15 protein-coding genes are annotated in these 22,005 nt (G+C 60.8%); 1 reads left to right on the top strand and 14 read right to left on the bottom strand.

What is annotated here, in order from left to right:
• Positions 1 to 18: 18 nt before the first annotated feature.
• The 10 genes from rpsG to KSY82_RS04040 form a co-directional block, all read right to left on the bottom strand.
• Positions 19 to 492: a 30S ribosomal protein S7 gene (rpsG, locus tag KSY82_RS04085; RefSeq protein ID WP_006235013.1), complete on the bottom strand. Its 474-nt coding sequence runs from the start codon at positions 490 to 492 to the stop codon at positions 19 to 21.
• Positions 493 to 565: 73 nt separating this feature from the next.
• Positions 566 to 943, bottom strand: a complete 378-nt coding sequence (gene rpsL, locus KSY82_RS04080) for a 30S ribosomal protein S12 (protein WP_006235012.1) — start codon at positions 941 to 943, stop codon at positions 566 to 568.
• 524 nt (positions 944 to 1,467) lie between these two features.
• The gene (locus KSY82_RS04075; RefSeq protein ID WP_217750303.1) at positions 1,468 to 2,544 is read right to left on the bottom strand and encodes a DUF4179 domain-containing protein; all 1,077 of its coding nucleotides are present in this window, start codon (positions 2,542 to 2,544) and stop codon (positions 1,468 to 1,470) included.
• The gene (locus KSY82_RS04070) at positions 2,495 to 3,013 is read right to left on the bottom strand and encodes an RNA polymerase sigma factor (protein ID WP_254881715.1); all 519 of its coding nucleotides are present in this window, start codon (positions 3,011 to 3,013) and stop codon (positions 2,495 to 2,497) included. The genes KSY82_RS04075 and KSY82_RS04070 overlap by 50 nt, the downstream gene beginning before the upstream one ends.
• A gap of 201 nt (positions 3,014 to 3,214) precedes the next feature.
• A complete protein-coding gene (locus KSY82_RS04065; RefSeq protein WP_175406066.1) occupies positions 3,215 to 7,693 on the bottom strand; it encodes a DNA-directed RNA polymerase subunit beta' in 4,479 nt (1,492 codons plus the stop codon).
• A gap of 6 nt (positions 7,694 to 7,699) precedes the next feature.
• Positions 7,700 to 11,191: a DNA-directed RNA polymerase subunit beta gene (gene rpoB, locus KSY82_RS04060; RefSeq protein WP_199408647.1), complete on the bottom strand. Its 3,492-nt coding sequence runs from the start codon at positions 11,189 to 11,191 to the stop codon at positions 7,700 to 7,702.
• A 287-nt stretch (positions 11,192 to 11,478) separates the two neighbouring features.
• The gene (locus KSY82_RS04055; RefSeq protein WP_055250255.1) at positions 11,479 to 12,387 is read right to left on the bottom strand and encodes a UTP--glucose-1-phosphate uridylyltransferase; all 909 of its coding nucleotides are present in this window, start codon (positions 12,385 to 12,387) and stop codon (positions 11,479 to 11,481) included.
• A 314-nt stretch (positions 12,388 to 12,701) separates the two neighbouring features.
• A complete protein-coding gene (gene rplL, locus KSY82_RS04050) occupies positions 12,702 to 13,079 on the bottom strand; it encodes a 50S ribosomal protein L7/L12 (RefSeq protein ID WP_006235005.1) in 378 nt (125 codons plus the stop codon).
• 102 nt (positions 13,080 to 13,181) lie between these two features.
• Positions 13,182 to 13,703, bottom strand: a complete 522-nt coding sequence (rplJ, locus tag KSY82_RS04045; protein WP_217750302.1) for a 50S ribosomal protein L10 — start codon at positions 13,701 to 13,703, stop codon at positions 13,182 to 13,184.
• 504 nt (positions 13,704 to 14,207) lie between these two features.
• Positions 14,208 to 15,344: a pyridoxal phosphate-dependent aminotransferase gene (locus KSY82_RS04040; protein WP_217750301.1), complete on the bottom strand. Its 1,137-nt coding sequence runs from the start codon at positions 15,342 to 15,344 to the stop codon at positions 14,208 to 14,210.
• A gap of 93 nt (positions 15,345 to 15,437) precedes the next feature.
• Here KSY82_RS04040 and KSY82_RS04035 point away from each other — a divergent pair, with 93 nt between their 5' ends.
• A complete protein-coding gene (locus KSY82_RS04035) occupies positions 15,438 to 16,100 on the top strand; it encodes a hypothetical protein (protein ID WP_217750300.1) in 663 nt (220 codons plus the stop codon).
• Position 16,101: 1 nt separating this feature from the next.
• Here KSY82_RS04035 and KSY82_RS04030 read toward each other — a convergent pair whose 3' ends face one another.
• From KSY82_RS04030 to feoB, 4 genes are all read right to left on the bottom strand, one after another.
• Positions 16,102 to 16,665: a uracil-DNA glycosylase family protein gene (locus KSY82_RS04030; RefSeq protein ID WP_217750299.1), complete on the bottom strand. Its 564-nt coding sequence runs from the start codon at positions 16,663 to 16,665 to the stop codon at positions 16,102 to 16,104.
• Positions 16,666 to 16,668: 3 nt separating this feature from the next.
• Positions 16,669 to 18,045: an alpha-amylase family glycosyl hydrolase gene (locus KSY82_RS04025; RefSeq protein ID WP_217750298.1), complete on the bottom strand. Its 1,377-nt coding sequence runs from the start codon at positions 18,043 to 18,045 to the stop codon at positions 16,669 to 16,671.
• A gap of 153 nt (positions 18,046 to 18,198) precedes the next feature.
• A complete protein-coding gene (locus KSY82_RS04020) occupies positions 18,199 to 19,395 on the bottom strand; it encodes an MFS transporter (RefSeq protein WP_217750297.1) in 1,197 nt (398 codons plus the stop codon).
• Positions 19,396 to 19,516: 121 nt separating this feature from the next.
• Complete coding sequence (gene feoB, locus KSY82_RS04015) at positions 19,517 to 21,877, bottom strand: ferrous iron transport protein B (RefSeq protein WP_217750296.1); 2,361 nt, start codon at positions 21,875 to 21,877, stop codon at positions 19,517 to 19,519.
• Positions 21,878 to 22,005 lie beyond the last annotated feature (128 nt).

Below are 22,005 nucleotides of genomic sequence, written 5' to 3'. Positions count from 1 at the left end.
TTAGTTCCTTACCTTAACTTACCAACGATAGTGAGAGAACGCGCGGTTGGCCTCGGCCATCTTGAAGACGTCCTCACGCTTCTTGACGGAAGCGCCCAGGCCGTTGGAGGCGTCGAGAATCTCGTTGGCGAGACGCTCGGCCATGGTCTTCTCCTTGCGAGCGCGGGAGAAGTTGACGATCCAGCGGATACCCAGAGCGGTGGAACGACGGGAGTTGACCTCCATCGGGACCTGATAGGTAGCGCCACCGACACGCTTGGGCTTAACCTCGAGCGTGGGCTTGACGTTGTCCATAGCCTTCTTGAAGGTGGCGAGAGCATCGCCGCCCTCGGACTTCTCGGCAACGATCTCGAAAGCGGTGTAAACGATGCGCTCAGCGGTGGCCTTCTTGCCGTCAAGAAGGACCTTGTTGATGAGCTGAGTCACCAGGCGGTTGTTGTAAACGGCGTCAGGCTGAACCTCACGACGATTAGCTGCTGCACGACGCGGCATGTGAAATCTCCTTAAGTGTCTACCGTGCGGCGCTTAGGCGGCACACGGCGAAAGTATCAAAACGTTATCTGGCTTATTTAGCCTTGGGGCGCTTAGCACCGTACTTGGAACGGGCCTGCATACGGTTCTGGACCGGAGCAGCGTCGTAGGCGCCACGGATGACGTGATAACGGACACCAGGGAGGTCACGGACACGACCGCCGCGGACGAGCACGATGGAGTGCTCCTGCAGGTTGTGGCCCTCACCCGGGATGTAAGCAGTAACTTCGATGCCGTTGACAAGGCGAACACGGGCAACCTTACGAAGAGCCGAGTTCGGCTTCTTGGGGCTCGTGGTGAAGACGCGGGTGCACACGCCGCGCTTCTGGGAGTTGTGCTGCAGAGCAGCGTTCTTGGACTTCTTGGGCACGGAACGACGGCCCTGGCGAACCAGCTGGTTAATAGTAGGCAAAGCGTACTCCTTCTCGAATGATTCCAGCTTTCTGTAAAGTGCAACGGCTTGAATCGAGGGGTCAGCATCCCCCTACGAAACACGCAGTTCGATAGGATACGTGGCGTTAGCTGTGCCGTCAACAGACCACGCCGCCGGGCGTATCCCAAAATGAGCATATTTCCGCAAAGCCTACACAAAAGGAATCCCCTTCTGTGCGCGGGGGCGGATTCCCGGTCCGGGCGGCCCGCTGTTTAAGTTTGCTGCTCTACAGTCCTGCGCAAGACGGAAAGCACATTAAGTGCTTTCCTTTGCGTGCGGAACTCGCGACAAACTTAAACAGCGGGCCGCCCGGACCGGGAATCCGATATGCTCGTCGGGGCAACGTTACCTGCCAAAAAGGGACAGGTTTATTTTGATCGGTTTTATCTGGGGAAACGTCGCGCTCCAGCGGTAATCTGCTCTCATCTGTCGCATGGAAATCGGCGGCGTTTCCATTTAACGCAAAAGAGGCCGCTTCCCCTAGTAGAAAGCGGCCTCAGACCTTACGAATAGACGATAGTAAAGGACTCTTCCGTTTCGGTCTCTCCTGTTGACGTGCACCTCGTGCCCTCAAGCGTTACTGAGACCACTTGGTCGACATCAATCAACTTCGTTGGCACCCAGATGTTCTCTCCGCTATTGCGCGTATAAGAAAAATATAAGTTGAACGCCCCTGCGTCGTCATCTTCGATAATCTGCTCCGATCCATCCTTGTAGGTAACGGTCAACTTTTTCGTGACTGCGTCAATGCCCAGATCGTCGATGTGCGTCTGGATGGAAAACGGGCTGATCTCGAGAGGCGAGTCATCGGAGCGGAGTTCCTTTGTATCGACGTACGCTCCAACGCTAAACTCGGGCGTCGATGCCTCGAACAGCTTCGCGTCCTCGCCTTCGCCCTCGGTCCACGAGATATTCCAGGTGACCGCATGTTGAAAACCTCGCTCGCGATCCATAGAAGCAAAGTACATCGTGCCATTAATGACAGTATCGCTTGATGTGTCCTTATCAATGGTGCAGCGTGTGTCAGCCCATTCCTCGCCGAAGTTCATGCCGGGCGTGCCGATGCCTTGTTCTTCTTCACCATAGAGAACAAGTTCGCCTGTCTCTGCTGCCGGCTTGTAGTAGTTAACACCATTTGGATTGGACAACGTAAACGTCACGGCACCGCAACCGTTTTTATCGATAGCCATATCATGAATGTCGAGTGTATAGCCGTTGCCCTCGACGGACAGATTGACCTTCTGGACTGTGCCCTCCAGGCTTTGGGGAGCGATGCCGTCACCAAACTCTCTGGTGTAGGTGTATTTAGTCCCCGATGAGCCACCGTTGGTCCAGGTAATGGAATCCCCATTGCCGTGATTTCCCCAGGCTAAGGCAAAATAGCTGGAATTGATAACGGCGTAGGCGACCCCTCCGGTCGCCAACACTCCGACAAGACATCCGATTACGGCAACATACAGAGGCTTCGCGTGGCCCTTTCGATGAAGCGGCTCACCCGCAGCGCTATTTAGGACGCGATCTGCAAGATCGCTATCGGCTTGGACGGACTCGAAGGCCTGCTTGATTTGGTTGGATTTCACGGTCGCCCTCCTCTAGGATGAACTTGAGTTTCGATCTGCCGCGAGCTAAACGCGTTCGAACTGTCGCGGCTGGTACGTGCAGCAACTCGGCAATCTCTGAAGTCGAGAAGCCCAGATAGTAAAAGAGCACGATGGGGATACGGAATCGTTCCGGAAGCCGCATGACATCTGACAGGACGGCCTTGGTCTCATCCTGCGCCGCCGAAAGCGAATCGGCCAGGTTCTCAATATCCTCCACACGCCTCCATGGCTTTCGAAAGAGCGATTTGCATTCATTGATCGTGACCCGGATAAGCCAGCGACGAAGATGTTCCCAGCTTTCAAATTGGGCATCGCTTTTGAGTAACTTCAGAAAGACGTCTTGAGCGACATCGTCGGCATCGGCACGATCGCGCAGGTACGTCAATGCGATCCGAAACACGACATCCCGGTGATCTTCGACCGCCTGTCTAAATGCTTGTTCTTCCATAATCACCTCCCGGTGACGTTAATGATTCTTTCTGAGGCCCTCACCATAGATACGCTCTGGCCGGACAAAATGTTTCAAATTCAAGCAGTAAAAACCTACCAAAATAAACCTGTCCCTTATTGACAGGTTTTCTTCAACAAAAAAGACCCGCTTCCCTGTTGGGAAGCGGGTCTTTGGAAGGGCGGTTAACGTACTAGGAAATTACTCCTCGTCGTTGTCCTTGGCCTCTTCGGCGTCGTCGGTGTCCACGAGCTGATTGAGCAGCTCGTCGAGGGAAGCCATGTCCTCGTTGATGGCACCGTTGGCGGGAGCCTTCTTGTCGTCGATCGGGGCGCCCAGGAGCTCCTCGTCGGCGTCAGCGTGATGCGTCGGCGCGGCGGAGGTGCCCAGTAGGATGTCGTCTGGACCGTCGGGGCTAAAGACCATCTGCAGCAGCTGCGAGAGGTCTTCCTCGTCGGCAACGTCATCGTTGTTCTCGAGGATGTAGAGCAGGTCGTGGGCCTCCAGGCCGTCACGGAGCTCCTCGATCGCCTTGGCACCAATACCATCGATGCGCAGCAGATCCTCCTCGGACTTGCCGACCAGGTCGCCGACCGTCTCGATGCCGACCTCGCTGAACTTGTTGGTCCAGCGCTGCGACACGCCCAGGTCGTCGAACAGGTACAGGCGAGCCTTCTCGGCGGAGATGGTGTGGCCGTTGCGGGTGAACGAACCGTCAGCACCACCAAACTCGTCGTAGCCGGCCCAGTCGAGCTGCTGCGGGAGCTGCTCGTCCAGGTCCTTGAGCTCCACCGGAGCCCACTCGGGCAGCGACTTGGCGTTGGGCGAAGCCGGACCGTCGATGTCAACATAGCCGTCGGCCGTACGATACGTCAGCTTGGCGTTGGCGTACGGCTTGAGGCCGGTACCGGCCGGGATCTTCTTACCGACGATGACGTTGGACTTAAGGTCGAGCAGGTGGTCGACCTTGCCCTCGATGGCAGCCTCGGTAAGGACGCCGGCGGTACGGATGAACGAAGCGCTCGACAGCCAGGAGTCGATGTTGGACGCGACCTTGAGCGTACCCAGGATGACGGGCTCGGCCACGGGAGCCTGACCGCCCAAACGGGCAACGCGCTCGACCTCGTCGGCGAACTCGTAGCGGTCGACGTACTGACCAAGCAGGTACTTGGAATCACCGGGGTTGGTGATCTGAACGCGACGCAGCATCTGACGTGCGAGCACCTCGATGTGCTTGTCGTTCAGGTCAACGCCCTGGCTGGTGTAGACGTCCTTGACGCTCTCGACGAAGGTGTGCATCGTCGACTCGATGTCGGTCAGCTTGCGCAGGTTGCGGAAGTTGACGAAGCCCTTGGTGATCTGGTCGCCGGCGCGAACCTCGCAGCCGTCCTCGATCTCGGGCATAAAGCGCACCGATGCGGGAACGCGACGCTCGTCGAGGACACGTGTGTGGTCCTCGGAGTCGGTGAGCGTCAGCACGTACTCGGACTTCTCGGGCTTAATCGAGAGGTGACCGGAGTACGGAGCCAGCTCGGCCTCGCGACCCAGAATCTTCTCGTTGACGTTGCCGACGATATCGAACATACGGCTGACCGTAGGCAGACCCTGCGTAATATCGTCGACGCCAGCGACGCCGCCGGAGTGAATGGTACGCATCGTAAGCTGCGTACCGGGCTCGCCGATGGACTGGGCGGCAATAATGCCGACCGCGGTACCGATGGCGACCGGACGACGGGTGGAAAGATCCCAGCCGTAGCACTTCTGGCACACGCCGTACTTGGAGCGGCAGGTGAGCAGCGCGCGAAGCTTGACCTTCTTAAGGCCCGCATCGACCATCTTCTGGATGTCGGCGACCTTCTCGATGTAGCCATCCTGCTCAAAGAGCACGGTGCCATCGGGAGCCACGACGTCCTCGATGAAGCAACGGCCGACGAGGTCGGTGTTGAGGTCGGTGGTGCCGGGGATGATGAGGTTGTAGGTGACGCCCTCGTGCGTACCGCAGTCCTCCTCGCGGACGATGACGTCCTGGGCCACGTCGACCAGACGACGGGTCAGGTAACCAGAGTCCGAAGTGTGGGATGCGGTATCGACCAGGCCCTTACGGGCGCCGTAGGTCGAAATGAAGTACTCGAGCGGCAGCAGACCCTCGCGGAAGTTCGCCTTAATGGGAAGGTCGATCGTCTCACCGGACATGTCTGCCATCAGGCCGCGCATGCCGCCGAGCTGACGCAGCTGGGTCTTAGAACCACGGGCGCCGGAGTCGGCCATCATGTACAGCGGGTTCTCCTCGTCGAACATGTCGAGCATGAGCGCTGCAACCTTATCGGTACAAGCGGTCCACTCGTTAACGACTTCGATGTGGCGCTCCGTCTCGTTGATGAAGCCCTCCTCGAAGTACTCGTTGATCTGGTCGACGTTGGCCTGGGCGCGGTCGAGCAGCTCCTGCTTCTCGGCAGGGATAAGAGCGTCCCACACCGAGATGGTGAGGCCGGCGCGGGTAGCGTAGTGGAAGCCGGAGTACTTGATGGCGTCGAGGATCGGGCCGACCTTGGCCTCGGGGTAACGATCGCAGCAGTCGGCAACCAGCTTGGCCACATCGCCCTTGACCATCTTGTAGTTCATGAACTCATAGTCTTCGGGCAGGCACTGGCGGTTGAAGATGATGCGGCCGATAGAGGTCTCGAAGCGCGCGGTCTTGTTGCCGGTGACGTCGTAGTCGACAAACTCGTTCTTGCCGTTCTTAACGCGGAAGATACGGGTGCCGTCCTCGTTGATGACGTTGGCATCGGCAGCGGACACGCGGACCTGGATCTTGGCCTGCATGTCGACCTCGGAGCGGCAGTCATAGGCGTGCAGCGCGTCATCGAAGCTCGAGAACACGTGGTTCTCGCCCGGCAGACCCTCGCGAACCTGGGTGAGGTAGTACACACCGATGATCATGTCCTGCGAAGGGATGTTGACCGGCTTGCCGGATGCCGGCGAGCGCAGGTTGTTCGCAGAGAGCATGAGCACGCGAGCCTCGGCCTGAGCCTGGCTGGACAGCGGCACGTGGACAGACATCTGGTCGCCGTCGAAGTCGGCGTTGAAGGGCGAGCAGACCAGCGGGTGCAGGTGGATAGCCTTGCCCTCGACCAGCACCGGCTCAAAGGCCTGGATGGACAGACGGTGCAGGGTCGGTGCACGGTTGAGCAGCACGACGCGGCCGTCGATGACCTCTTCGAGGATATCCCACACAAAGGTGGCACCGCGGTCGATAGCGCGCTTGGCGCCCTTGATGTTCTCGACCTTGCCAAGCTCGACCAGGCGCTTCATGACGAAGGGCTTGAAGAGCTCCAGCGCCATGGTCTTGGGCAGACCGCACTGGTGCAGCAGCAGCTTGGGGTCGGTCACGATGACCGAACGGCCGGAGTAGTCGACACGCTTGCCCAGCAGGTTCTGACGGAAACGGCCCTGCTTGCCCTTGAGGGCCTCGGCGAGCGACTTGAGCGGGCGACCGCCACGGCCAGAGACCGGGCGACCACGACGGCCGTTGTCGAACAGGGCGTCCACGGACTCCTGGAGCATGCGCTTCTCGTTGTTCACGATGATCGCAGGGGCGTCCAGGTCGAGCAGGCGCTTGAGTCGGTTGTTACGGTTGATCACGCGACGATACAGGTCGTTGAGGTCGGACGCGGCGAAGCGGCCGCCGTCGAGCTGGACCATCGGGCGCAGATCGGGCGGAATGACCGGGATGACATCCAGGATCATGTTCGCGGGGCTGTTGCCGCCCTTCAGGAAGGCGTCAACGACCTCGAGGCGCTTAACGGCCTTCTCGCGCTTCTGCTTCTGGGAGTCCTCGTCGGCGATGATGGCCTTGAGCTTCTCGGCCTCGGAGGGGAGGTCGATGGCAGCGAGCAGGTCGCGGACGGCCTCGGCACCCATGCCTCCCTTGAAGTACATGGAGTAGTAGCGAGTCATCTCGCGGAACAGCGGCTCATCGGAAATGAGGTCGCGCTCGCTGAGCTTCATGAAGGCGTTGAAGGCGTCCGTGCGGAGCTGCTTCTCGTCCTTGCACTCTTCCTCGATGTCGACGATGCCGGAGGCGATCTCCTCGGGGGTCAGCGGCTCCTCGTCGGAGAACTCGTCAAAGTTCTCGGGGTTGCCCTGCTCCTTGAGGGACTCGATCTGGCGGGCGCACTCGGCATCGATCTCTTCCAGATCGGCGGCGAGCTCCTCGCGCAGGTCGTCAGCGTCGGCCTCGCGAGCCTCGTAGTCGACCTCGGTGATGATGTAGCTGGCAAAGTACAGAACCTTCTCGAGGTCCTTGGACTTGATGTCGAGCATACGGCTCATCGGGAAGCTCGTGGGGCTCTTGAAGTACCAGATGTGGGACACGGGAGCGGCGAGCTCGATGTGGCCCATGCGGTCGCGACGCACCTTGGCCGAGGTGACCTCGACGCCGCAGCGCTCGCAGACGATGCCCTTAAAGCGGATGCCCTTGTACTTGCCGCAGGAGCACTCCCAGTCCTTGGCGGGACCGAAGATCTTCTCGCAGAACAGGCCGTCCTTCTCGGGCTTGAGGGTACGGTAATTGATGGTCTCCGGCTTCTTGACCTCACCGTGCGACCAGGAACGGATCTGGTCGGCGGAGGCAAGGGAGATCTTTACCGAGTCAAAATCAGTAGCTTCGAAATCTGCCACAGTCAACTACTCCTTATCAGTGGTCGTGGCGGCGACAGCCTCGGGTGCCTCGGCGGTCTCGGCATCCTGGGCCTCGACGTCGGCGTCAACGCCGGCGAGCGCAGCCAGGTCATCGAGGGCAGAGGTCTCCTCGGCGGTCACAGGGGCGGAGGCGTCCTCGTCGGCATCGTGCATGGGCTCGATGTCCAGCGCGAGGGAACGAATCTCCTTGACGAGAACCTTGAAGGACTCGGGGATACCCGGGACAGGAACGTTCTCGCCCTTGACGATGGACTCGTAGGTCTTGACGCGGCCCACGGTATCGTCGGACTTGACGGTCAGGATCTCCTGCAGGACGTTGGAAGCACCGTATGCGTACAGTGCCCAAACTTCCATCTCGCCGAAGCGCTGGCCGCCGAACTGGGCCTTGCCGCCCAGAGGCTGCTGGGTAACCAGGCTGTAGGGGCCAGTCGAACGGGCGTGGATCTTGTCGTCGACCATGTGGCCGAGCTTGAGGATGTAGGACGTACCCACGGTAATGGGCTCACGGAACTCCTCGCCGGTGCGGCCGTCGAACAGACGGGTCTTGCCGCGCTCGTCAAGCTGGGTGACGAACTCGGGGCGCATGTGATCGCCAAAGGCAGCGGTGGCCTTGTTGAGCATGTTCTTGTTAGCACGACGGATGACCTCGGCGATCTCGTCCTCCTTGGCGCCGTCGAAGACGGGCGTCGCGGTGAAGAACGGACCGGGGACGTACTTGTCGGAGTCGGCCTGCTCAGTATCCCAACCGCACGCAGCAGCCCAGCCAAGGTGGCACTCGAGCAGCTGGCCGACGTTCATACGCGAAGGAACGCCCAGCGGGTTGAGGATAACGTCGATCGGGGTACCGTCAGCCATGTAGGGCATGTCCTCGACCGGCAGAACGTTACAGATAACACCCTTGTTGCCGTGGCGGCCGGCGATCTTATCGCCCTGCTGGATCTTACGACGCTGGGCGACGTAGACGCGCACCTGCTCGTTGACGCCGGGGGCCAGGTCGTCGCCGTTCTCGCGGCTAAAGCGGACGACGTCGATGACACGGCCGTAAGCACCGTGAGGCATCTTAAGGGAGGTGTCGCGGACATCGTGGGCCTTGGCACCGAAGATGGCGCGCAGCAGGCGCTCCTCGGCGGTCAGAGCGCTCTCGCCCTTGGGGGTAACCTTGCCGACCAGGATGTCGCCAGGGCCGACCTCGGCGCCGATGCGGATGATGCCGTCCTCGTCGAGGTTGGCAAGCATGTCCTCGGAGAGGTTCGGGATCTCGCGGGTGATCTCCTCGGGGCCGAGCTTGGTGTCGCGGGCGTCGATCTCGTGACGGGTGATGTTGATGGTCGTCAGCAGGTCCTCGGCCACCAGGCGCTCGGACACGACGATACCGTCCTCGTAGTTAAAGCCTTCCCACGGCATGTAGGCCACGGTGAGGTTCTGGCCCAGTGCGAGCTCGCCGTGATCGGTCGAAGGACCGTCGGCCAGAGGCTCGCCCTGCTCAACGGTGTCACCGACGCGAACGAGCGGACGGTGGTTGATGCAGGTGGACTGGTTGGAGCGCTGGTACTTGGCCAGGTGATACTCGTCCATACCGCCGGCATGCTTGACGATGATCTTGGCGGCGTCGGCAAAGATGACCTCGCCGGCGTTCTTGGCCAGGGTGACCTCGCCGGAGTCCAGAGCGGCGCGACGCTCCATGCCGGTACCGACATAGGGAGCGGCGGGGTGAACCAGCGGCACGGCCTGACGCTGCATGTTAGCGCCCATCAGCGTACGCTTGGCGTCGTCGTGCTCAAGGAACGGGATCAGCGTGGCTGCGACGGAGAGCATCTGACGCGGCGAGACGTCCATGTAGTCGACGTCCTCGACAGGCACGTCGGCGGGGGCGCCGAAGGAGCCGTCGAAGTCGCGGGTACGAGCGATCACGGTGTGCGGACGGACGATCTTGCCCTCGGCATCGGTCGTGATGAACTCGTTGGTCTTGGGATCGAGCGGCGTGTTGGCCGGCGCGATGACGTGCTTCTCTTCCTCGTCAGCGGTCATCCAGTCGATCTGGTCGGTGGCAACGCCGTTCTCGACGCGGCGGAACGGAGCCTCGATGAAACCGTACTCGTTGACGCGAGCGTAGAGGGCGAGCGAGCCGATCAGGCCGATGTTGGGGCCTTCGGGGGTCTCGATCGGGCACATGCGGCTGTAGTGCGAGTTGTGAACGTCGCGGACGGCCGTCGGCACGTTGGTGCGGCGGCTGGAGCCGGACTTGTGGCCGGCAAGACCACCAGGGCCGAGTGCGGACAGACGGCGCTTGTGGGTCAGACCGGTCAGGGGGTTCGCCTGGTCCATGAACTGCGAGAGCTGCGAGGAGCCGAAGAACTCCTTGATGGAGGCCACGATCGGGCGGATGTTGATGAGCGACTGCGGGGTGATCTCGTCGATGTCCTGGGAGCTCATGCGCTCACGGACGACGCGCTCCATACGGCTCATGCCGATACGGAACTGGTTGGCGACGAGCTCGCCGACGGTACGGATGCGGCGGTTGCCGAAGTGGTCGATGTCGTCGACCTTGAAGCCCTGCTCGCCGGCAGCGAGGGACAGGAGGTAGCGCAGCGTCGCGACGATATCCTCGTCGGTGAGCACCGTGACCTCTTCCTCGGTGGTGAGGTTGAGCTTCTTGTTGACCTTGTAACGACCGACGCGGGCCAGATCGTAGCGCTGCGGGTTGAAGAGCAGGCCCTCAAGCAGGCTGCGGGAAGCGTCCACGGTGGGGGGCTCGCCCGGGCGCAGGCGACGGTAGATCTCGATGAGGGCGTCCTCGCGGGTGAGGGCGGTGTCGCGCTCCAGGGTGCGCTTGATCACATCGGAGTTGCCGAGCAGCTCGATGATGTCGTCGTTGGTGACGGCGATGCCAAGGGCGCGCAGGAACATCGTGGCGCTCTGCTTGCGCTTACGGTCGATGGAGACCATGAGCTGGTCGCGTTTGTCGACCTCAAACTCGAGCCAGGCACCGCGGGACGGGATGATCTGGGCCTTGTAGATCTGCTTGCCCGAATCCATCTCGGAGCTGTAGTACACACCCGGGGAACGGACGAGCTGCGAGACGACGATACGCTCGGTACCGTTGATGATGAAGGTGCCCTGATCGGTCATCATGGGGAAGTCGCCCATAAAGACGAGCTGCTCCTTGATCTCGCCGGTCTCCTTGTTGGTGAGACGGACGTCGGTCAGAAGCGGGGCCTGATAGGTCATGTCCTTCTCGCGGCACTCCTCGACGGTGTGCGCGGGGTCGCCGAACTGATGCTCGCCGAAGGTAACCTCGAGAACATGGTTCTGGCTCTGGATGGGGCTGGATTCCTTGAACGCCTCACGAAGGCCCTCGTCCTTAAAACGCTCAAAGGATTCCCTTTGAACAGAGATAAGGTTGGGGAGCTCCATGGCCTCCGGGATTTTCCCGAAGCTGACGCGCTTGCGCTCAGTGGCAGTGTATGCGTAGGTCACCAGGTTTTTCCTCCTTCACGGAAATGCTCGGTGGGTTGGCGAGGCATAGCTTCGCCAGTTATCGCAACCTAATAGTTTATCAGGTACCGACCGTTGGGCAAGAAAAGCCTTGACGCGATTGAGTTTTTGGAGTAGCAAAGTTTTTCGACAGAAAACACGCAGGTAGATGTATGTGTATCGAACATCTGTTCATATATTTTCTGTGAACAGAGAGCCGGCAATCGCAGCTCTTATAAAAAACGGGCGCGAACCGAGGTCCGCGCCCGTAAATGTCGATGCCCGAAGGCTTACTTGCGCATCAATCCGCCGCGCTCGTCGATGGCATCCCAGAAGGCATCGGCAAAGCGGGGGTCGCTTGCGGCCATGAGGGCGTTGGTGGCCATCCAGCCAGAGGGAGTGCCGGTGTCGTAGCCCGACAGCGGGTCAATGACGACGGCATACATGGCCTCGCGGTCGAGCGAACGGGCCATGGCGTCGGTGAGCTGGATCTCGCCGCCCTTGCCGGCCTGCTGATCTGCCAGCAGGTCCATGACCAGCGGGCTCAGCAGGTAGCGACCGACGATGTACAGATTGGACGGAGCCGCCTCGGGAGCGGGCTTCTCGACCAGACCGCCGATGCGCCAGACAGCGCCCGGCTCTGCATCGGCAACGTCCTCGGCACCCTCGAGCGAACCGACGCGCTCACCGGCGATAACGCCGTAGCGGCTGACTTCCTCGGGCGAGCAAGCAGCGACGGCGATAACCGAAGCGCCACCGTGCTCCTTGGAAACGGCGAGCATCTTGTCGCAGATGTCGCGGTTAGGCACAACGTAGTCGCCCAGAAGAACCAGGAAGTTCTCCCCTGCCACGGCGTCGGCAGCAGAGCGAATAGCATGGCCGAGGCCCTTGGGCTCGTACTGATAGCGGAAGTCGACCGGCATACCGCCAGCGTGGGCGACGGCATCGGCATAGGCGTTCTTGCCGCGCTCGCGCAGCAGGTTCTCGAGCGAGCGATCGGGCTGGAAGTAGTTCAGTAGCTCGGGCTTACCGGGAGAAGTAACGATGATGGCGTCGTCGACTTCCTCGGGGTCGAGCGCCTCCTCGACGACGTACTGAATGACGGGCTTGTCGAGCACCGGCAGCATCTCTTTGGGCGTGCACTTGGTGCCAGGCAGAAAACGCGTGCCAAGACCGGCGGCGGGGATGATTGCCTTCATGTTATTCAAAGATCCTTTCGCAGGCGCAAAAGCGCCCCATGCGTGCGGCACACAGCCGCAGACCAAATTGCGATACCTAAGCATCTTACCGCTGGAACTATATGTCGCTACAAGGCAGAGACAATTCTTCAGCAGGTCAACGCAAATTATTGCTCGAATGGTGCAATTTTATTGCCCAACGGCAGGGTGCCCGATACGACGCAAATCACAGAACATGGCAGTTTGAGCTACCGATGTCGAGGGACCGAAAAACAAAAAAGACGGGGCTCGCAATGCGAACCCCGTCTGCAAAGAAATCTGGCGAGAAAGCCTGATTACTTGAGGGTGACAGCAGCGCCAGCAGCCTCGAGCTTCTCCTTGGCAGCCTCGGCGTCCTCCTTCTTGGCACCCTCGAGAACAGCCTTGGGAGCGCCCTCGACGACCTCCTTGGCCTCCTTCAGGCCAAGGTTGGTGAGCTCACGGACGGCCTTGATGACCTGGATCTTGTTGTCGCCGAAGCCCTCGAGCACGACGTCAAACTCGGTCTTCTCCTCGGCCTCAGCAGCGCCAGCAGCGGGAGCGGCGACAACAGCGGCAGGAGCAGCGGCGGAAACGCCGAAGGTGTCCTCGATAGCCTTGACGAGCTCGGAAGCCTCGAGAAGGGTCATTTCCTTAAGAGCATCGATGATCTCATCGGTGGTAAGCTTAGCCATTTCTAAGTCCTTTCGGTTTCCGTGCGGATGCACGGAGATCAGTTAAAACACGACGCGAATGCGCCAGGGGTGCGGCGTTGCCGCCGCGGGTGAAAACAGCAACTAGGCTGCCTTCTGCTCGGAGACCTGCTGGATCGAACGAGCGAGACCAGAGGAAACGCCGTTGACGCAGACAGCGATGTCGCGAGCGAAACCGGAGATGAGACCGGCGATCTGGCCGAGAAGCTGATCCTTGGTGGGCAGCTCGGCGATAGCCTTAACATCATCAGCGGAAACGGCCTTGCCGTCGGAGATACCGCCCTTGATCTCAAGGACGCCCTTGTACTTAGCGGAGAAGTCCTTAAGGGCCTTAGCGGCCTCGACCGGCTCGGACTCGTAGAACACATAAGCGACGGGGCCGGCGAGGATCTCGTCGAGCTCGGGCTGCTCCTGGTTCTTGAGAGCGATCTTGACCAGGTTGTTCTTGTAGACCTTCATCTCGGCGCCGCACTCGCGAAGCTGATGACGCAGCTCCTGAGCCTGCTTAACCGTCAGACCGTTGTAGTTGACGACGAACAGACCGGCGTTCTCGGCGATACGGGACTCGATCTCTGCAACCTTGTCGATTTTGTACTGCTGGGGCATGAATTACACCTCCTCGAATTCTTTCCGGGCACGGTCCGCCACAAGGACGTGACGGGGGCATGTCCAAAAAGAAAGCCCCCGCGCTGCATGAGCGACGGGGGCGAGAAGACATATCTACTCGACCACCTCGGCTGGCGGGAAGTCCCATTAAGCTCGCGGGTAAGACCCGTTTGCGCCGGCTGTCTCTGGCAGCGGATTCGTGCGTGAACCGAAAGTATTATGGCGGGGACCCCGGCGTCGGTCAACGGAAAACCGGGCTGCACACAATTCCACCATCCGGCCGCGCCGCCGAAGGCCGGGCGCAAGGTTTTCGCTCGGTCAGGTCCTGGGCTCGCTCGGAAAGCACATTAAGTGCTTTCCGGCTCGTGCGGAATCTACGAAACCTTGCGCCCGGCCTTCGGCGGCGCGGCCTGCGGTGACTTTGGGGCAGCCCGGTTTTCCGTTGAGCGACGCCCCCACGCATAATCCTTATGTCGGTGGGCTGATGTGTTGCGTCCCTGATGGCTATAGGGTTGAGACGAAGGTGGACAGGCGGTGGAGGCCTTCGTCCAGGTTTTCGTCGGAGACGCAGTAGCTTAGGCGGATGTGGCCTTCGGTGCCGAAGCAGTTTCCAGGGACTAGGGCTACGTTTGCCTCTTTGATGGCTTTGATGCAGAAGTCCTCACTTGTTAGGCCGAACTTTTTGATGCTCGGGAAAGTGTAGAAGGCTCCTGCGGGCTCTACTACGTCGAGGCCCATGGCGTCTAAGGTTGCGAGTACGCGTTCGCGACGGGCTCGGTAGACTTCGAGCATGGGAGTTGGGTCGACGGTGAGGGCTCGGGCTGCGGCGTCCATTTCGAAGGAGACGGCGCTCGATACTAAGTATTGGTGGGCCTTTGCGATCTCGGCGATGACGGGGGCTGCGGCTGCGAGCCAGCCCAAACGCCAGCCGGTCATGGCCCAGGGTTTGGAGAAGCTCTCGATGACTACCGTCTGCTCGCGTAGCTCCGGGTGGCGCTGGGCAAAGCGCTCGTAGCCGTCCACGTAGACCAGGCGGTTGTATACATCGTCGCAGACCACGTAGATGCCCGCCTCCTCCGCCACGCGCGCCACGGCGTCGAGCGACGCCGTGTTGAGGATGCAACCCGTAGGATTGTTGGGCGAGCAGATGACGATGGCCTTGGTCGCCGGCGTCACGTAAGCACGAAGTGCGTCCTCGTCAATCTGGAATTGCGCAGGCTCCGTATCCAAAAAGACCGCCTTGGCGTGATTGGCCACGACGATGCTCTCGTACAGGCCAAAGGCCGGCGTGGGAATAATGACCTCGTCGCCTGGGTTGAGCATAGCCATGAATGCTGCCGACAGGGCCTCGGTCGCACCGTCGGTCAGAATGACCTCGTCCGCCGAAAACGTAAGGCCCGCATCCCCCATGTAGGCAGATAACGCCTCACGCAGGGCGGGGCGACCGTTGTTGGGCGGATAGTGCGTGTCGCCGCGGTCCAGTGCGGCGGTCACCTCGGCGCTAATCACATCGGGCGTGGGAAAATCGGGCTCGCCGAGCGCGAGCGCGATGCACCCCGGATGCTGGGCGGCGAGCGCGTTAATCCGACGGATGCCGGAGGGCTTGAGCGTGGCAAGCGAGGTATTCATGGGCAGACGCATGGCGTTCCTTTCGTAAGGGTTGCACTAGGATAGCGCGGCGGGGCGCCACCAGACGGTGTAACCTAAACGGAAACCAACCGGAAAGGAGGCAGCATGGAGACGACCGCACGCGGCGATGTACCAAAAACACTGCAAACCATTGCGTATATCAGCATTCCCAATAGCGACGATCTTGAGTTTTTGCTCTGGGACCTGCAGGATGCCATCACCGCCTATGCACAGCTTTCCGGCACCGCACTCCCCCACCCGGTCGACTTGAAGGCAAATGACGCCGGCAGCGTTGCCGATGGCATCGTGCTGGCCATTGAAGATGTGGCTGACGATAAGACGTTGACAGCCATCGAGCAGGCGCTTGAGCGCTTTGGCGGTACGGGAACGCGTGTCTATGCCGTGATTCGAGCCACACAAGAGGGCGCTGAGCAGGCGCACAGGACCGCCGTTCGTCTACACAAGGCATGCGAGCGCCGTGACCAATTGTGGTGCGGCGGCGTTGTCGTCTGTGCCGGCAGCGGTATTGCGGCGCTTCGTCACTCCCCGCGTATGGGCCTCTTGCGCCGGCCATTTTCCGAAGCGATGGATAAGCTTGTAGGCGCCGTGCGCATGGGCTGCTCCGTTGAGCATGCGCAGCTGCTTGGCGGTGGCAATGCCGGTAGCGTCGACGCCGACGGCATGGTGCGTGTCGAGCCCGCCGTGCCCGCACCAATCTGGCGCGTCATCATCAGACGCCTCGGCGCCTATGCTCAATCAAATATCTAAATTACAGAGCGACCCAGTCAACAGCTTCGTGCCAACGCTCAACAAGCCGCTCCAGGCGCCAGGCCGCATTGGCAGGACTTGTCGAGGGCAGGACGATGGCGGGCAGCCCGGTGCGTTCTTGTAGATAGCGCTTGTAGAGCCGGCCAGCTGTACCACCGTTGCATATCACCTGCTCAATGGGAGCCACGTCGGTAATGCACTCGATATGTGCCGGCACAACGTTGCGAATGCTCGCATCACTCGAGCCCTTAATGTCGCAGCTCTCGATCACATCCCACAGGGCCACGCCGCCGTTCAGCAGCATGGCCCGCTTGGCGGCAATGGAGGCATCGAGCGTCGCGGGCTCACCGTTTGCCAAAGGATCGCCCTCGTTGGACGGCACGGATACACCGAGGCACGCGGCCATCACACGCCAAAAGCGGTTCTGCGGATTGCCATAGTAGAAGGCATTGGCACGCGAGAGCACCGAGGGAAACGACCCCAGCACCAAAACGCGCGAGCGCTGGTCGAACACAGGCTCAAACCCATGCTCAATATGTTGATAGCCCTCGTTAGACACGGCCATGGGCTAGGCTCTCAACAGATAGCGCACCTCGTAGGGTGCAAGCTCAAGGGTACCCGTCAGCTCGACCGTGGGCGCATCGTCGGCAAGCAGGTCGACGAAGGAGCCGTTGAGCTCGCCGGCGCCAAAGGTGTAAGGCTCACCCACGGCATTCACCGCCACGAGTACCGTCGCGCCGTCACAGGCGCGCTCGAACAGCAGCTGCTTGTTCTGGATCACCACGTTGCGGTAGGCACCGTAGTTGAGAGCACGGGCAGCCGCGTCGTCGGCCGAGCGAAGGTACGCAAGCTGCGTGATGAACGCCGTCAGCTCGTTGGGCGCAGGCTCATTGAGCGCAGGTCGCAGTGCCCAGTCGCCATCGGGGCCGCCCTTTTCGCCGGCAATTCCCCACTCGCTGCCATAGTAGACGCACGGGATGCCCGGCATGCCAAAGAGCATGCCATAGGCGGGACGCAGGCACGACTTGTCGGTGAGGATGCTCGCCAGGCGCGGCACGTCGTGGTTGTCGACAAACGACAGCAGATGTTTGCCGCGGTAGATGCACCACGGATCGCCGCCAAACTGGCGGTGCAGCGAATGGGCGATCTCGAACATGTTGACCGAGTTAAAGCTGGAGTACAGGCCCTTGTAGCACTCGTAGTTGGTGCACGAGTCGAGCATCTCGTCGTTGACGATCTGATTGTAGTCGCCGTGGAGCGTCTCGCCGATTGGCACAAAGTCGGGCTTGAGCTCACGGGTAAAGGCGTGCAGGCGGCGCATGAAGTCGCGGTCGAGCATATAGGCAACGTCCAAGCGCAGGCCGTCGACGCCAAAGGCCTCGGCCCAGCGACGCACGGACTCAAGCAGGTAATCGACCACGGCGGGATTTTGCAGGTTGAGCTTCACAAGCTCAAAATGACCTTCCCAGCCCTCGTACCAAAAGCCGTCGCCATAGCAGGAGTCGCCGTCAAAGCTGATGTGAAACCAGTCCTTGTAGGGCGAGTCCCACTTGCGCTCCTGCACATCTCGGAAAGCCCAAAAGCCGCGACCGACGTGGTTGAAGACGGCATCGAGCACCACGCGAATGCCATGGGCATGCAGTGTCTCGCACACGGCGGCAAAGTCGGCATCCCCGCCCAGGCGACGGTCGAGATGGCGCAGGCTGCGCGTATCGTAGCCGTGGCTATCAGACTCGAGCGGCGGGTTGATGAGCACAGCGCCAATACCGAGTTCCTGCAGGTAATCGGCCCATTGGGCGATTTTCATGATGGGGGCATCGGGGTTGGGTGCAGTGCCGGCAGCTTGGGAGAGTTCGTCCTCGGCAACGGGCGCGGCGTTTTCGCGCGGAGCTCCGCAAAAGCCCAGCGGATAGATCTGATAGAACGTCGTCTCGTATGCCCACATAGCAACCTCCTGGTAAGCTCAACACAACGACATCCATTGTATGCCCGGCTTGTATCCTCTTCCCCAAAATAAGTTGCGGTGGAATAGTTCCTGCTTGGGCCTTCAGAGGCCTTAAACAGGAACTATTCCGCCGCAACTGATGAGGGGACGTGGTTAGGCGACAGGCTTTGCGCGGCGTATGGCTGGGAATAGCACCGTGATAGCGAGGATGACGCCCACGGCAGCGATCGCACCGCCCGCGTAGCCGATCAAGGCGATACCGGGGCCCGAAACCACGGCTCCGCCGATCGCGGTACCCGTGCCAATGCCCAGATTGAACAGGCCCGAAAAGATCGACATGGCGACGGCCGACGAGTCCGCCGGCGTGTACTTGATGAGCTCGGCCTGAAACGCCACGTTAAAGGCCGTGGCGCAGCAACCCCACAGTGCGCAAACAGCGAGAACCGCAGCGAGCGACGATGCGGCCGGACCCATGAGCAGCAGGGCCGCTGGCACGCCGGAAAGCGTGATAGCCAAGAACGAGAAGCGGTGCCCGTCGAACAGGCGGCCGAACAGCCAGCTTCCGAGCAGACCAGAGCAGCCAAACGCCGTCAGCGTCATGGTGATGGCGCCCGCGTCGACATGCGCGACCTGAGCCAGGAAAGGCTCGATATAGCTATAGCTCGCGTAATAGCCAGTTGCCATGAACACCGTGACCACATAGAGCGCGATGAGGAACGGGTTCTTGAGCAGCTCGGGCAGCTGCTTGAGCGTAAAACGCTCGCCCGCTGGCATGGCAGGGAACACCGTGGCCTGGTAGACGACCGCGACAGCAGACAGCGCTCCGACCACAGCAAACGTCATGCGCCAGCCCACGGCCAGGCCAATGGCGCGGCCGAGCGGCAGGCCGAAGATCTGTGCGATGGAAGAGCCCGTGGCGATCATGCTGATGGCGAGCGCCCCATGGCGCGTGTCAACCAGGCGCGAGGCCATGATCGAGGCGACCGACCAGAACACGGCATGCGCGCAGGCGACCACCAGGCGCGCGCAAACCAAAATGGGATAGGTGGGCGCCACGGCGGACAGGAACTGGCCGAGCGAGAACACGGCGAGCACGCCCAGCAGCATCCGCTTGAACTCAAAACGCGAGGCAAACACCATAAGCGGCAGCGACAGCAGCATGACGCCCCAGGCGTAGACCGAGATCATGATGCCAGCTTGGGCCTCGGTGAGCGAAAACGATGCGGCGATGTCGGTCAGCAGGCCGATGGGCATGAACTCCGACGTGTTGAACACGAACGCGCAGCAGGTGAGCCCGATGAGCGGGAGCCACTGCTTGAGCGTGATACCGTCTTGCCTTGCCTGACTCATATATAACGTCTCCAATCATTTTGAGCGGAGGCGATTATATAGCAACGGCCCCGCATCCGTCAGTAACAGATGCGGGGCCGAAAACAATTCGATACACAGAGGTTGCGCCGTCAATAAATAACTAAGCCAACCCCAGCAATATGCCCGCCGAATGCACGACAAACGCCACGATCCAGGCGACCGTCACTTGAAACGCGAACACGGCCACGGCATAGCGCGCGCCCAGCTCGCTCTTGACGGCGCCGATGGCTGCCACACAGGGCGGGTACAGCAGCGTAAAGACCAGGAACACATAGGCAGTGAACGGCGAAAACATGGTCGACAGTGCCGCGGGCGAGGTCGCGCCCAAAAGCACCGTGAGCGTCGAGATGACGCTCTCCTTGGCAATAAGTCCTGTGATGAGTGCCGTCGAGGCGCGCCAGTCGCCAAAACCGAGCGGGGCCAAAACCGGCGCGATGATGCTACCAAGACCGGCAAGCAGGCTTTGCGACTGGTCGGCGACCACGTTAAAGCGGATATCGAACGTCTGCAGGAACCAGATGACCACCGTAGCGGCAAAGATAATGGTAAAGGCCTTGGTGATGAAGTCCTTGGCCTTATCCCATGCCAGCATCACCGTCGTCTTGACGCTCGGCAGGCGGTAATTGGGGAGCTCCATGATAAACGGTACCGGGTCACCCTTAAATACCGTGCGGTTGAGCACCAGGGCGGCAATGCAACCAACCGCAATGCCAATCAGATAGAGCGAGACCATAGCGGGAACTGTCGCTTGCGGGAAAAACGCCCCGCACAACAGACCGTAGACCGGCAGCTTGGCCGAGCAGCTCATAAACGGCGTGAGCATGACCGTCATCTTGCGGTCGTGCTCGGATGGGAGCGTACGGGTCGACATGATAGCCGGCACGGTGCAGCCAAAACCGACGAGCATGGGCACGAAGCTACGGCCCGACAGGCCAAAACGACGCAGCACCTTATCCATGACAAAGGCAACGCGCGCCATGTAGCCCGAGTCTTCCAGAATGGAGAGGAACAAAAAGAGCACGACGATAATCGGCAGGAAGGTCAGCACGCTGCCCACGCCCGTAAGCACGCCGTCAACAGCCAGCGAGCGCACCACGTCGTTGGTGCCGAACGCCTTGAGACCCGCATCGGCCGAGGCGATGACGGCAGCGATGCCGTCCTCCATGAGCCCTTGCAACGCCGCGCCGATCACGCCAAACGTCAGCCAAAAGACGAGGCCCATGATCACCAGGAACGCCGGAATGGCTGTGTAACGACCTGTCAGGATGCGGTCAATCTTGACGGAGCGCACGTGCTCGCGGCTCTCGTGCGGCTTGACGACGCAACGCCCGCACACGTCGCCGATAAAGCTAAAACGCATATCGGCCAGCGCAGATAGGCGGTCGGTGCCGGCCTCGCCCTCCATCTGGGTAATGATGTGCTCGATAGCGTCGAGCTCATTGCGATCCAGGTGAAGCGCCTCGGTTACCAGCTCATCGCCCTCGACCAGTTTGGTCGCCGCAAAGCGCACCGGAATGTGCGCCGTCACGGCATGGTCCTCGATCAGGTTAGCAATACCGTGGATGCAGCGATGCAGCGCACCGCCGTCCGGACCGTCGGGCGCACAAAAGTCCAGGCGACCAGGGCGCTCGCGGAACCGTGCCACATGCAGGGCGTGGTCCACCAACTCGCCGATGCCCTCGTTGCGGGCAGCGCTAATGGGGACAACGGGCACGCCCAACAGGCTCTCGAGCAGGTTGACGTCCACGGCGCCGCCGTTGGCGGTCACCTCGTCCATCATGTTGAGCGCGATGACCATAGGACGGTCAAGCTCCATGAGCTGCAGTGTCAGGTACAGGTTACGCTCGATGTTGGTGGCGTCAATGATGTCGATGATGGCGTCCGGGCGCTCGTCAAGGATGAACTGACGGCTCACGACCTCTTCGCCTGTGTACGGCGACAGGGAGTAAATGCCAGGCAGGTCGGTAACGCTCGCCTCGGGATGGTTACGGATAGCGCCATCTTTGCGGTCGACCGTCACGCCGGGAAAGTTACCGACGTGCTGGTTGGAGCCCGTCAGCTGGTTGAATAACGTGGTCTTGCCGCAGTTTTGGTTGCCGGCGAGGGCAAAGTGCAGCGGTGCGCCCTCGGGCACGGCCGTCTTTGCCGCACGGGGCGAATACGTCCCCTCGCCCAGAGCCGGATGCTCCGTCGTGCCGATTGCGGCGTTAGCGCGCGGACCCGTATCGGTGTCGTGAATACCCACGAGCTCGATGCGAGCGGCATCGTCCTTGCGCAGTGTCAACTCGTAGCCACGCAGGCGGATCTCGAGCGGATCGCCCATGGGGGCGTACTTCATCATGGTGACTTCGGTGCCCGGCGTTAGACCCATGTCCAAAATATGCTGTCGGAGTGCCTGATCGTCCGATGCCACCGATGCGACAACGGCGTCCTTTCCAATCTCGAGTGTATCGAGCCTCACGTCCGTGTTCCTCCCCCGGCGCCCACAGGGCGTTGCATTTAGTTTACCTTGGCTAACCGTTTGCCACGGCTAACCAATTGTAACCATGCATGATAGCGCGAACATGCAACGATGTTCAATCAGCAAAT

It is taken from the genome of Collinsella aerofaciens (assembly GCF_019131995.1).
GTDB lineage: Bacteria > Actinomycetota > Coriobacteriia > Coriobacteriales > Coriobacteriaceae > Collinsella > Collinsella aerofaciens_S.
This window is presented reverse-complemented; position numbering and strand designations above follow the sequence as displayed.

Excerpts from the sequence above, each read along its gene's own strand:
- rpsG (WP_006235013.1), bottom strand. The coding sequence starts at position 492 with ATGCCGCGTCGTGCAGCAGCTAATCGTCGTGAGGTTCAGCCTGACGCC.
- KSY82_RS04070 (WP_254881715.1), bottom strand. The coding sequence starts at position 3,013 with ATGGAAGAACAAGCATTTAGACAGGCGGTCGAAGATCACCGGGATGTC.
- KSY82_RS04030 (WP_217750299.1), bottom strand. The coding sequence starts at position 16,665 with ATGGCCGTGTCTAACGAGGGCTATCAACATATTGAGCATGGGTTTGAG.
- KSY82_RS04020 (WP_217750297.1), bottom strand. The coding sequence starts at position 19,395 with ATGAGTCAGGCAAGGCAAGACGGTATCACGCTCAAGCAGTGGCTCCCG.
- KSY82_RS04040 (WP_217750301.1), bottom strand. The coding sequence starts at position 15,344 with ATGCGTCTGCCCATGAATACCTCGCTTGCCACGCTCAAGCCCTCCGGC.
- rplJ (WP_217750302.1), bottom strand. The coding sequence starts at position 13,703 with ATGCCCCAGCAGTACAAAATCGACAAGGTTGCAGAGATCGAGTCCCGT.
- KSY82_RS04025 (WP_217750298.1), bottom strand. The coding sequence starts at position 18,045 with ATGTGGGCATACGAGACGACGTTCTATCAGATCTATCCGCTGGGCTTT.
- rplL (WP_006235005.1), bottom strand. The coding sequence starts at position 13,079 with ATGGCTAAGCTTACCACCGATGAGATCATCGATGCTCTTAAGGAAATG.
- KSY82_RS04055 (WP_055250255.1), bottom strand. The coding sequence starts at position 12,387 with ATGAAGGCAATCATCCCCGCCGCCGGTCTTGGCACGCGTTTTCTGCCT.
- KSY82_RS04035 (WP_217750300.1), top strand. The coding sequence starts at position 15,438 with ATGGAGACGACCGCACGCGGCGATGTACCAAAAACACTGCAAACCATT.